The 11,464-nt window shown below is 65.5% G+C and carries 11 protein-coding genes; 6 read left to right on the forward strand and 5 right to left on the reverse strand.

What is annotated here, in order from left to right; all coding sequences use genetic code 11:
• The first annotated feature begins 32 nt into the window (after positions 1-32).
• From serA to ACN5W5_RS13545, 3 genes are all read left to right on the forward strand, one after another.
• A complete protein-coding gene (serA, locus tag ACN5W5_RS13535; protein WP_420049018.1) occupies positions 33-1,304 on the forward strand; it encodes a phosphoglycerate dehydrogenase in 1,272 nt (423 codons plus the stop codon).
• Between the two features lie 135 nt (positions 1,305-1,439).
• Complete coding sequence (locus ACN5W5_RS13540) at positions 1,440-1,715, forward strand: hypothetical protein (RefSeq protein WP_420049019.1); 276 nt, start codon at positions 1,440-1,442, stop codon at positions 1,713-1,715.
• Between the two features lie 61 nt (positions 1,716-1,776).
• Positions 1,777-2,256 carry a GNAT family N-acetyltransferase gene (locus tag ACN5W5_RS13545; protein ID WP_420049020.1) on the forward strand — a complete coding sequence of 160 codons (480 nt, stop codon included), beginning with the start codon at positions 1,777-1,779 and terminating at the stop codon, positions 2,254-2,256.
• A 187-nt stretch (positions 2,257-2,443) separates the two neighbouring features.
• Here the strand turns inward: ACN5W5_RS13545 and ACN5W5_RS13550 are convergent, their stop codons facing one another.
• From ACN5W5_RS13550 to ACN5W5_RS13570, 5 genes are all read right to left on the reverse strand, one after another.
• Entirely contained in the window at positions 2,444-2,965 is a 522-nt protein-coding gene (locus ACN5W5_RS13550; RefSeq protein WP_420049021.1) for a GFA family protein, read from the reverse strand.
• Positions 2,966-3,133: 168 nt separating this feature from the next.
• Complete coding sequence (locus ACN5W5_RS13555) at positions 3,134-3,403, reverse strand: hypothetical protein (protein WP_420049022.1); 270 nt, start codon at positions 3,401-3,403, stop codon at positions 3,134-3,136.
• A 276-nt stretch (positions 3,404-3,679) separates the two neighbouring features.
• Complete coding sequence (locus tag ACN5W5_RS13560) at positions 3,680-4,012, reverse strand: hypothetical protein (RefSeq protein ID WP_420049023.1); 333 nt, start codon at positions 4,010-4,012, stop codon at positions 3,680-3,682.
• Positions 4,013-4,392: 380 nt separating this feature from the next.
• On the reverse strand, positions 4,393-6,147 hold the full coding sequence (locus tag ACN5W5_RS13565) for a protein kinase domain-containing protein (protein WP_420049024.1): 1,755 nt from the start codon (positions 6,145-6,147) through the stop codon (positions 4,393-4,395).
• 3 nt (positions 6,148-6,150) lie between these two features.
• Positions 6,151-7,446, reverse strand: coding sequence for a type IV pili methyl-accepting chemotaxis transducer N-terminal domain-containing protein (locus ACN5W5_RS13570; protein ID WP_420049025.1), 1,296 nt, complete (start codon positions 7,444-7,446; stop codon positions 6,151-6,153).
• 352 nt (positions 7,447-7,798) lie between these two features.
• Between ACN5W5_RS13570 and nirB the strand changes: the two genes are divergently transcribed.
• Genes nirB through nirD form a run of 3 tightly spaced genes read left to right on the forward strand, consistent with a single transcriptional unit; the run spans position 7,799 to position 11,464 of the window.
• Positions 7,799-10,273 (forward strand): nitrite reductase large subunit NirB, encoded by a 2,475-nt coding sequence (gene nirB / locus ACN5W5_RS13575; RefSeq protein WP_420049026.1) that lies wholly within the window; start codon positions 7,799-7,801, stop codon positions 10,271-10,273.
• Positions 10,274-10,284: 11 nt separating this feature from the next.
• Positions 10,285-11,070: a type IV pili methyl-accepting chemotaxis transducer N-terminal domain-containing protein gene (locus ACN5W5_RS13580; protein WP_420049027.1), complete on the forward strand. Its 786-nt coding sequence runs from the start codon at positions 10,285-10,287 to the stop codon at positions 11,068-11,070.
• A gap of 10 nt (positions 11,071-11,080) precedes the next feature.
• Positions 11,081-11,464: a nitrite reductase small subunit NirD gene (gene nirD / locus ACN5W5_RS13585; protein WP_420049028.1), complete on the forward strand. Its 384-nt coding sequence runs from the start codon at positions 11,081-11,083 to the stop codon at positions 11,462-11,464.

Raw genomic sequence — 11,464 nt, forward strand, 5'->3', positions numbered from 1 at the left:
GTGGGCGCCATACCCGACTACATTAGTCAACTATGAACGCCGTCACCACCTCCCCGACCCAATCCGTCCAGACCGGCCCCAAAACCTCCATCGACAAGCACAAGATCCGCTTCCTGTTGCTGGAGGGCATCCACCCCTCGGCTGTCACCGTGCTGCGTGCGGCGGGCTACAGCCAGATCGAAAGCCTGCCCGGCGCCCTGCCCGACGACCAGCTGCTGGCCAAGATCGCCGACGCGCATTTCGTCGGCATCCGCTCGCGCACCCAGCTCACCGCCGAGGTGCTGAGCCACGCCTCCCGCCTCGCCGCCGTGGGCTGCTTCTGCATCGGCACCAACCAGGTGGACCTGGCCGCGGCGCGCGAGCGTGGCATCGCGGTGTTCAACGCACCGTTTTCCAACACCCGCTCGGTCGCCGAACTGGTGCTGGCCGAGGCCATCCTGCTGATGCGCGGCATCCCCGAAAAAAACGCCGTTGCCCACCGCGGCGGCTGGCTGAAATCGGCCAGCAACTCGTTCGAGATCCGCGGCAAGACCCTGGGCATCGTGGGCTACGGTGCCATCGGCACGCAGCTCTCGGTGCTGGCCGAAGCGCTGGGCATGAACGTGGTGTTTTTTGACGTCGCCACCAAGCTGCCGCTGGGCAACGCCAGGCCGCTCACCAGCCTGGACGAGCTGATGGCCACCGCCGACGTGGTGAGCCTGCACGTGCCCGAAACACCGGCCACACAATGGATGATCGGCGCGGCGCAACTCGCGCGCATGAAGCCCAGCGCCGTGCTCATCAACGCCTCGCGCGGCACCGTGGTGCAGGTGGACGCGCTGGCCAGCGCACTGCAAAACCAGGCCCTGCTCGGCGCCGCCATCGACGTGTTCCCCGAAGAGCCGCACAGCAACAAAGACATGTTCGAGTCGCCCCTGCGCGGCCTGGACAACGTCATCCTCACGCCGCACATCGGCGGCTCCACGCTGGAGGCGCAGGAAAACATCGGCATCGAGGTGGCGGAAAAACTGGTGAAGTACAGCGACAACGGCACCTCCACCTCGGCCGTCAACTTCCCCGAAGTGGCCCTGCCCGCGCACCCCGGCAAACACCGCCTGCTGCACATCCACCGCAACGTGCCCGGCGTGCTCTCCGGCATCAACCGCGTCTTTTCCGACCACGGCATCAACATCTCGGCGCAGTACCTGCAGACGCGCGAAGACGTGGGCTACGTGGTGATGGACATCGACGCCGCGCACTCCGAACTGGCGCTGGCCGAGCTCGCCCGCGTGCCCGGCACCCTGCGCAGCCGCGTGCTGTTCTAACGGCCGGCGCAGCGGCCCGCCAGCCAACAACAGAATGCCCCCGAACGCCAGCGCAAAGACCCGGGTTGCGCGAGAAGGCAACGGTCCCACAATGGTGCTGGCGCGGCACAGCGCCTTCCCAAGCAGGAGCCCCTCATGTCCGAGTCATTGCACCCCACACCGGGCGACAGCCCCGCCCTCACCAACGCCGAGCTGGTGCAGCTGCGCGTGCGCGTGATCGCGCTGGAAAACATGGTCATCGCCCTGCTGGCCAACGCACCGCCCGAGCAACAGGCGCTGGTGCGGGAAATGGCCAGCTACATCTCACCCCGGCCGGGCTACACGCCACACACCGTCACCATGCACGCCGCAGACCAGATGCGCAGCCTGGTGGATCGCGCGGACCGGTTCCAGCCGATGCAGGCGGGCTGAGGGCGCTGGGGGCCGTCGCCCGCCAGGCCTTGGCCTGACAAAGACCCTCGAAACTGACCTCATGAACATCAAGGTCCGACCGGCGACCGCAGACGATGCGGCTGACGTTTGCCGCGTCATTCGGAAGTCCATCCTTGAGTGCTGCTATGAAGACCACCGTGGCGATGTCAAGGTGATCCAAGGATGGCTGAGCAACAAGACGCATGAAGTCCTGCGCAGGTTCATCCTCGCACCAGACGCCTTTTCGGTCATCGCCAGCGTTGACAAGGCAACGGTCGGGTTCGGTCTGGCTTCAGGGACTGGGGAGGTGGCGCTTTGTTATGTTGCGCCTTCGGTGCGCTTCACCGGCGTAGGAAAGGCGCTGCTCGCAGCGATCGAAGACCACGCGGTCCGCTCAGGGGTCGAGGCGTTGCGCCTGAAGAGCACGCGTACGGCAAAGGCGTTCTACCTCCGCAATGGATTCGTGCCTGAAGGTTCACCCGTTTTTGCGTTCGGCATCGAGGGCCTGCCGATGCGAAAAGGGCTCAGCGCGAGAGGCTGATGCGCGCGAGCCGTCGGAAGGCGGCGTCCGGCCAGAGCAGTCGCTTCTGATGCGGGGAAGCAGGCGGTCAACGTTTGAGCTGAGGGGCCGGCACCGGGAGGGCGCCTTGGCCGCGAGGTACATGATAGACAGCGAGCGCCTCGCGGCCAAGGTGGCCTGCTGGGAACGGTCCCTCTCGAGCGAAGGGTTAGGCGTCACCCTTCTTCGCGGCTTGGTACGCCTTGATGAGCGGAAGAAGAACTCGGTAGCGAGCAAGACTCTCTTCCGTCCAACAGCTCCTTCGGTCGTAGTACTCTGAGACGACGGACGCGCCTTCTGGGAGTACGACCCATGGCTGCTTGGAGGCTGTGAAGATGTGAATGTCTGGCGGCAGAAGGTCCGGGTTATCTAGAGTGCCCACTCGCACGAACTTGATCAAGGGCCCGGCACCGGAATAGTTGCTCCACACCGCAACCTTGCACTTTGGACAGCGGGCGATGAACTGGCCGCTGCCGCTTTCGGAGGGTGTGTTGACGAGTTCTGGAGCGTCGCCAAGCTGAGTGACTCGATCTGCCTCAATCAGGGCATTGAGTGCGAACGAAGTGCCGGACTCTCGCTGGCACCAGCGGCAATGGCAGCAGTGGACAAAGAGAGGGGCCGATTCGACTCTGTACCGAACGGCCCGGCAGTCACAACCGCCCTCGGTTGGAAACGAATTCGAGTTTGGCATGGGCAGTGCACTCCTCGTGACGCCTAACGTTTGAGCTGAGGTGCCGGAGCCGGAAGGGCGCCTTGGCCGCGAGGCGGATGATATGCCTCAGCGCCTCGCGGCCAAAGTGCCCTGCCGGTGGATGTCCCGCTCGAGTGAAGGGTTGGGCCTCAACTCAACGAAGCGGCTTCAGCCATTGAGGAAGTAGATGTCAGGTCGGTCGACTACGCCGACCTCCTGCATCTTTGCGCGAAGATCGTCAGAGGTAGCGAAAGCCTTTGCCCGAGTCAGGTCTTGTGCCTCGAACATCACAACTACCTCATTGGGGTCTTCGGAGCTTCTGAGCAAGTACTTCTCAGTTAGTCCGGCCTCTTGCCGTTTCGGATGATGGGCGTCGTATCCGACTTTCCACGTGTTGAAGTCCTTGACCTTGTGTCTGACCAACATGAAGGCACTCATGAGTTGCTCCTACTGTCGTATGTGTCAGCGGAAAGGAGCCGTCGAGGCGTGCTGACAAAGGCCAAGATGGCTAGGTGGACAAGTGTGCGCCAATTGCCGCGTATGCGCGATGCTGCACTGCGGCGGATCATCGTCCGGGATTTGGGCGCAGGGTCCTGCGACAGACGGCTTTTGAGGCCTAACGTAGAAGTGAGCGGCCTGCGCGGCTTTTCGCGCAGGTCCGCTCGACTGCCGGGTTGGGCACCATGGCCTGCAACGAAGAAGGAGTAGGCATCTCTAGGTGACCCGCCCTGCGGAAAGATAACTGCGAACAGCGCCTTCAGAATTGAAAGGTGCCGGAGATTCGAAACTGAGAAATTCGTTTAGGACCTCGACCAACGGAGCGTGATGCTCAGGACTGGCCGGCACAAGAGTGTAGGTGCCGTTTTCGACGGTGAACAGACCACGTTTGTTGGGTACAGAGAACAGAGGCTCTAGGGGATTCCCAGCGTCGTCCCAGAACAGCCAGATGCCTGCTTCGACATCTAAGCCTTCGCAATGGGCTACCGCATCCCGCTCCGTGGGGAAGGCGTAAAAGGAGCGCTCCTCAGTTTCAGCGACGAAGATCATGGTGCCCAACGTAATGTCCAGAGCAAAACCTGCTCTATAAGTTGGGCGCTGCTCCATAAGCTGGTCATCGATTCCTCCTGAATGTGGCTTGCAGTCTTGCTTCTGACTGCATTAACCGTCTATACATCCAGTTATAAAAATTCTGCGAAACCCGGCACCACGCCGTTGGCTCCATCGGTACCTTGAAACTGGCGCGAGTACGTATTCTTTACATCCACTATAGCCTCAGCAACGAGTGGGTCCTTGCCTGTTTGGAGTGTGGAGTGACCGCTTTGCGGAAGGTGCGGGATTGTCTGCTCAGGGTCGGCAACTGTCCTTCGCCAAGGCGCATCCAATCCGGCCTCACATCTTGAAGATCGTGAGGCGGACCCGTAGCGCACTCACTTCGGCAAAAACAGCAGCCAGTACACCAGCAACAGGTTGAACAGCACGCTGAAGCCCAGCAGCAGCTTCCACAGCATGGTGGGGTCGCGCTGCAGCAACGCCGACGCGGGCGGCACGGTGAGCGGGCGTGAGGCACCGCGCTCCAGCGCCAGCAGGAATTCTTCGGCGGTTTCGAAGCGCAGCGACTTGTCGCGCGCCACGGCTTTGAGCACCACGTGGTCGAGCCAGATGGGCACTTCGGGGTTGTGGCGGCTGGGGGCGGTGGGGTCGCGGTAGTAGCGGCCCAGCTGGTAGGGCAACACCTCGCCATAGGGCAGCTTGCCGGTGAGCAGCTGGTAGAGCGTGACGCCGAGCGCGAACAGGTCGCTCTGGGCGTCGGGCAGTTCGGGTTCGCCTTCGGTGGCGTGGCCATGGGCGGATTTGCCGTGGTGGCCCCACTGCTCGGGGTTGATGTAGCTGGGCGTGCCGGCGTGCAGCCGGCGCATGCTCTCGGGCTCACGCCCGCTCAGGGCCACGCCGAGATCGAGCACGCGCAGCACGCCGTCGTCGCCCTGGTGCAGGTTGGCGGGTTTGATGTCGCGGTGGATCACGCCCTGGCGGTGCAGCAGGCCGAGCACGCGCAGGGTCTGCATGGCGGCGCTGACGGCCTGCAGGGCGCCGAGTTTGTGTTGCTGGTCCAGCGTCTGCTGCAGGGTTTCGCCACCGTGCCAGTCGTAGAGCAGGTAGTAGGCCGAGCGCGCCTGGCCGGTGGGCAGCTGTTCGTGCACCTGGACCAGGTTGCCGGCGGCGCGGGACGACACCATGCGCCGGGCGAGCCAGGCTTCGTGCGCGAGCATGGCGCGTTCGTCCTGGTCGTGCGCGCGGGCGGGGTGGAGGGTCTTGAGGGCGTAGAGGCTCTGGGTGGCGGGGTCGCGCAGCTGGTAGAGGAGGTTGATGCCGTTGTCGGCCACGAGCGCGGTGACGGTGAAGCCGTCGATGGCTTCGCCCACGCGCAGGCGCGGCGGTATGGGCAGGCGCTGGGCGGCGCGGTTGGCGTCGTGCAGGTTGGCGTCGAGCAGGCCCAGCACGCGCACCACGACGGCGGTGAGGTTGTCGTCGCTGCCGGCGGCGTGGGCGGTGTCCACCAGCCAGCGGGCGGCTTCCTGCGCGGTGGGCAGGGCGGCGCATTCGCGCCAGCGGCGCTCGGGCAGGCGGCCGTGCACGCCGTCGGTGAGCAGCACGAAGCTGTCACCGACCTGCAGCTCGCCCTGCAGGTAGTCCACGACAAGGTGGTCTTCGGCGCCCACGGAGCGCAGCAGCTGGTGTTTGAAGTCGGGGTGGTTGACGACGTGGTCGTGCGTGAGCTGCAGGGTCTGCCCCTCGCGCAGCAGGTAACAACGCGAATCGCCCACATGGGCCAGGGTGTACGACTGGCCGCGCAGCACCAGCGCGGTGAGCGTGGTCAGGCCCATGGCGGGGTGGCGGCGGCGGTTGATGCCGGCGAGCCAGGCGTTCTGGGCGCCGATGATGCGGTCGAGCGCGACGGTGGTGTCCCAGGTTTCGGGGGTGCCGTAGTAGTCGCGCACCAGGCTGGTGACGGTGGTCTGCGCGGCTTCGCGGCCCATGCCACCCGCGCTCACGCCGTCGGCGATGGCGACGATGGAGCCCATGTCTTCCTGCCCTTCGGCTGGCAGCATGGCGGCGCAGAAGTCTTCGTTGACGGCTTTGCGGCCCGTGAGGGAAACAAAGCCGATGTCGAGTTCAAAGGCCATGCGTCAGCCCATCAGCATCTGCATGCTGCGCTCGTACTGTGCGGACAGGGTTTCGAAGTTGTCGAGCAGGCTTTCGCTGGCGGTGGCCAGACCTTCAAGGCGCAGCAGGCGGTCGCGCCCGGCCGGGCGGTGCACGTGGTCGGCGCCCGCGAGCAGCGCCTGCCAGCCCTGGGCGGCGTCTTCCAGCGTGCGGCGGATGTCGGGCGTGGACAGCGGCAGGCCCTGGAGGTAGGCCAGGCCTTGCTCAAACGCCTGGCGCGCGGCTTCCATGTCGGCCTGGTGTTGCAGCAGGGGATCGCCACGCTCCAGCAGACCCAGCAACGCCAGCTTGGCAAAACGCTGCGAAAGCATGCGCTGGCGCCCGGCCATGTTGAGCATGCGCAACGGGCTCACGGACCCGGCGCTCTCCAGGCTGGCGGTCAGGCGTTCGGCGTCCTGCAGCAGTTGCTCGGCGAGCGCGTTGATGGGGCCGACCTGATCGTGCGCGGGCTCGGCCTTGAGCGCTTTCTTCAGGACTTTCCAGGTGGCCACGACGCGGTCCAGCAGATCGCCAAAAGTGGGCTGCGAGAGGTTCTTGCCGAGCAGCGCGAGGTTGGCGTCGATGCGCTGGGCCGATTCGGTCTGCAGCGTCAGGTGACGCGCGGCCTGCACCCCCGCAAGCCGCAACAGCCAGTGTTTGACCAGGCGCTGCGACAACATGCGCAGCTGCCCGGCGCGGTTCACGCCTTCGGCAAAGTGGGCCGACTGGATGATGTGCTGCGCCACCTGGCCGAGGCGCTGGTTGCTGTGCATCGAAGCGGTGCGCAGGATCTCGAAAGCGGCGTCGTCGCTGACCTGGCGCGCGCTCATCAGGATGCCTTTGGCGCGCTCCACGGCTTTGCGCTCCTCGAAGCGCGTGGTCACGTCTTTCAGTTCGTCGAGCAGGGCCTGCTCGCGGCGAAAACGGGCCTGCGCCAGCTGCAGCAGGGGGCGCAGGCGCTGCGCGCTGTAGCCGTTGATCACCCAGGCGTGGATGCCCGAGGTCACCGCGCGCTCAATGCGGGCGGCGTCGCCGTCGTGCGTGAACACGATCACCGGGCACGGGGCCACGCTGGCCAGCGTTTGGGTGGTCTCAAACAGCGCGTCGCCGGGCTGCGGCACCTCGCCAATCACCAAGTCTGGTGCATGGCGCACCACGCCCTGCACCAATTTGCTGCCGGCATCCAGCACGGCGAGCACCTGGACCCCACAGGCTTCCAGGTCGTTCACCAGCGGTTGAGGACTCGCGGAGCCTTCGAGAAAAACCAGCGCAGAAGTCATATGAATCAAGGACTTGGATAAACCGGAGCGTTCCCCGGACAAGGCACACATCATCGTCGCTGGCGCCCCGACGTGCCACCCGCAGCGAGCGCCGGATCATATGGCACAGCTTTTGCATTGTCTGTGGCGAGCGTGACGAAGCGCTCGACCCCGACCGCAGCGTCGTGGGCTCTGCATACAACGACGTGTGCAGCGTGATACCGGTCTTGCAACTTGGCAAGCCCGGCTTTGGCCAACGGCCACTGAATCTGCATTTTCCCCAGACCTTTCCTGGTGCCACATGGCGCCCGTGCGCCTCTGCGCCGGCCATGACCAGCACCCCCTTTTGCGAATCACAACTGGAGTAGCCGCGATGAAAAAATCTAAATTGGTGATGGTGGGCAACGGCATGGCCGGTGTGCGCACGCTCGAAGAGCTGCTGAAGATCGCGCCGGAGTTCTACGACATCACCGTCTTCGGCGCGGAGCCGCACCCGAACTACAACCGCATCCTGCTGTCGCCAGTGCTGGCGGGCGAGCAGACGCTGGAAGAAATCGTGCTGAACGACTGGTCCTGGTACACCGACCACGGCATCACCCTGCACGCCGGCTACAAGGTCACCGAGGTGGACCGCATCAAGCGCATCGTGCACGCGGTCGGACCGAACGGCGAGAAAGTGTCGGCCGAATACGACCGCCTGATCATGGCCACGGGCTCCAACCCCTTCATCCTGCCCATCCCCGGCAAGGACCTGGAGGGCGTGCTCGCCTACCGCGACATCGCCGACACGCAGGCCATGATCGACGCCGCCAAGACCTACAAGCACGCGGTCGTGATCGGCGGTGGCCTGCTGGGTCTGGAAGCGGCCAACGGCCTGATGAAGCGCGGCATGAGCGTGAGCGTGGTGCACGTCGCACCCTGGCTGATGGAGCGCCAGCTCGACGACGTGGCGGGCAAGATGCTGCAGGCTTCGCTGGAAGAGCGCGGCATGAAATTCCTCATCGGCGCACAGACGCAGGAGCTGGTGGGCGACAAGGACGATGGCAAGGGCGGCCGCGTGAAGGCGATCCGCTTCAAGGACGGCACCGAGCTGCCGGCCGACCTGCTGGTGATGGCCGTGGGCATCCGCCCCAACACCGCACTGGCCGAAAGCATGCGCCTGCATGTGAACAAGGGCATCGTGGTGAGCGACACCATGCAGACCATCACCGACGCGCGCATCTACGCGGTGGGCGAATGCGCGGCGCACCGCGGCATCGCCTACGGCCTGGTGGCCCCGCTCTTCGAGCAGGGCAAGGTGCTGGCCACGCACCTGGCCGAGTTCGGCATCGGCCGCTACACCGGCTCGCTCACCTCCACCAAGCTCAAGGTCACGGGGATCGACCTGTTCAGCGCCGGCAACTTCACCGGCGGCGGCGACACCGAAGAGATCGTGATGAGCGACCCCTCGGGCGGCGTCTACAAGAAGCTGGTGATCCAGGGCGACAAGCTGATCGGCGCCTGCCTCTACGGCGACACGGTGGACGGCAGCTGGTACTTCAAGCTGCTGCGCGACGGCCGCAGCGTGGCCGACATCCGCGACAAGCTGATGTTTGGCGAGAGCAACATCGGCGACGTGGGCCACCAGGGCCAGAACAAGGCCGCCGCCATGAAAGACAGCGACGAGGTCTGCGGCTGCAACGGCGTGACCAAGGGCACCATCTGCAAGGCCATCCGCGACAAGGGCCTGTTCACCCTGGACGAGGTCAAGAAGCACACCAAGGCCAGCGCGTCGTGCGGCTCCTGCACCGGCCTGGTCGAGCAGATTCTCATGTTCACCGCCGGCGGCGACTACTCGGCCACGCCCAAGCTCAAGGCCATGTGCGGCTGCACCGACCACGGCCACGAGGCCGTGCGCGAAGCGATCCGCACGCCGCTGGCCGACGGCAGCAAGCTGCTGACCACCGCTGCGGTGTTCTCGCACCTGGGCTGGAAGACGCCCAACGGTTGCGCGAGCTGCCGCCCGGCCATCAACTACTACCTGATCAGCACCTGGCCCAAGGAGGCGAAGGACGATCCGCAGAGCCGCTACATCAACGAGCGCTCGCACGCCAACATCCAGAAAGACGGCACGTACTCGGTGATCCCGCGCATGTGGGGCGGCGAAACCACGGCCGATGAACTGCGCCGCATCGCCGACGCGGTGGACAAGTACAAGATCCCCACCGTCAAGGTCACCGGCGGACAACGCATCGACCTGCTGGGCGTGAAGAAGGAAGACCTGGTCAACGTCTGGAAAGACATCGGCATGCCCTCGGGCCACGCCTACGCCAAGGCGCTGCGCACGGTGAAGACCTGCGTGGGCAGCGAGTGGTGCCGCATGGGCACGCAGGACAGTACGCAGATGGGCAAGGACCTGGAGCGTGCGATGTGGCGCATGTACGCGCCGCACAAGGTGAAGTTCGCCGTCTCGGGCTGCCCGCGCAACTGCGCCGAGGCCGGCATCAAGGACGTGGGCGTGATCGGCGTGGACTCGGGCTGGGAGATGTACATCGCCGGCAACGGCGGCATCAAGACCGAGGTGGCGCACTTCCTGGTGAAGGTGAAAACCGCCGAGGAAGTGATGGAGTACACCGGCGCCTTCTGCGAGCTGTACCGCCAGGAAGGCTGGTACCTGGAGCGCACGGTGCACTACGTCAACCGCGTGGGCCTGGACTACGTGAAGAAGCGCATCCTCGACGACGCCGCCGGCCGCAAGGCGCTGTGGGAACGCCTGCAGTTCGCGCTCGACGGCGAGCCCGATCCCTGGTTCGACTTCAAGGAAGCGGCCGTGGACACGCGCCAGTTCATCCCCCTCGTGCCCGCCTGAGGACCGTCGCCATGCAACGCCGACATCTGATGATCCTGGCCGCAGCAGCGGCCACCACCCCGGGCGTGCGGGCCCAGGTGGTGGACCTCAACGACGCCATCAACAAGGCCGGCCGCCAGCGCATGCTTTCGCAGCGCATGGGCAAGGCCTGGCTGGCCCTGGTGCACAAGACCCAAAGCGCCAACGCGCAGGTGGTGCTCGACAAATCGATGGCCCTGTTCGACCGCCAGCTGGTCGAGCTCAAGGCCTACGCGCCATCGAACGACATCCGCGACACCTACATCAAGCTCGAAGGCGCCTGGAGCGACTACAAGACCGCGCTCGTGGGCGCAGCGCCGGGCAAGCCGGGCGCAACCGCCGTGCTGCAGGCCGATGCCCGCGTGCTGGCGCTGGCCCACCAGGGCACGCTGCAGTACGAAGCCGCCTCGGGCCGCCCGGTGGGCAAGCTGGTCAACGTGGCCGGCCGCCAGCGCATGTTGTCGCAACGCATGGCCAAGTTCTACTTCGCCGCCACGCTGCCGGTGGATGCCCAGGCCGCCACCACCGAAATCGGCAAGGCCCGCACCGAATTCCTGGTCGCCATGGACCTGCTGCGCAACGCCCCCGAGGCAACCAGCCGCATCCGCGACGAACTGGCGCTGGCCGATGGCCAGTGGTTCTTTCTCGACCAGGCCCTGCAGCGCATGCAGAACTCGGGCGCCGCCGCCAAACCTCTGTCCGATGTGTTCGTGACGAGTGAAAACCTGCTGAGCGTGATGGACCGTGTGACCGGTCTGTACGCCGCCATCAAAACCTGAGGACCCCGACATGAACCCATGGAAAGCCATCTGCCGCGTTGAAGACATCCCCGTGCTCGGTTCGCGCCGCGTGGCGCGCGACCAGGGCCTCGATGTCGCTGTGTTCCGCAACGACAAGGACGAGGTGTTCGCCCTGCTCGACCGCTGCCCCCACAAGGGCGGCCCGCTGTCCCAGGGCATCGTGTTCGGCACCAGCGTGGCCTGCCCGCTGCACAACTGGACCATCGGCCTGTGCACCGGCCAGGCCGCCGCGCCCGACGAGGGCTGCACGCCGAAGTTCACCGTGAAGGTGGAAGACGGGCAGGTGTTCCTGGACGCGAACGAACTGGCCACGCAGGCGCTGGACCAGACCCGCCCCATCGCCGGCCCCGCCCGCCGCACCACCTGCGCATGA

The organism is Hydrogenophaga sp. ZJX-1 (assembly GCF_048590325.1).
GTDB lineage: Bacteria > Pseudomonadota > Gammaproteobacteria > Burkholderiales > Burkholderiaceae_C > Hydrogenophaga.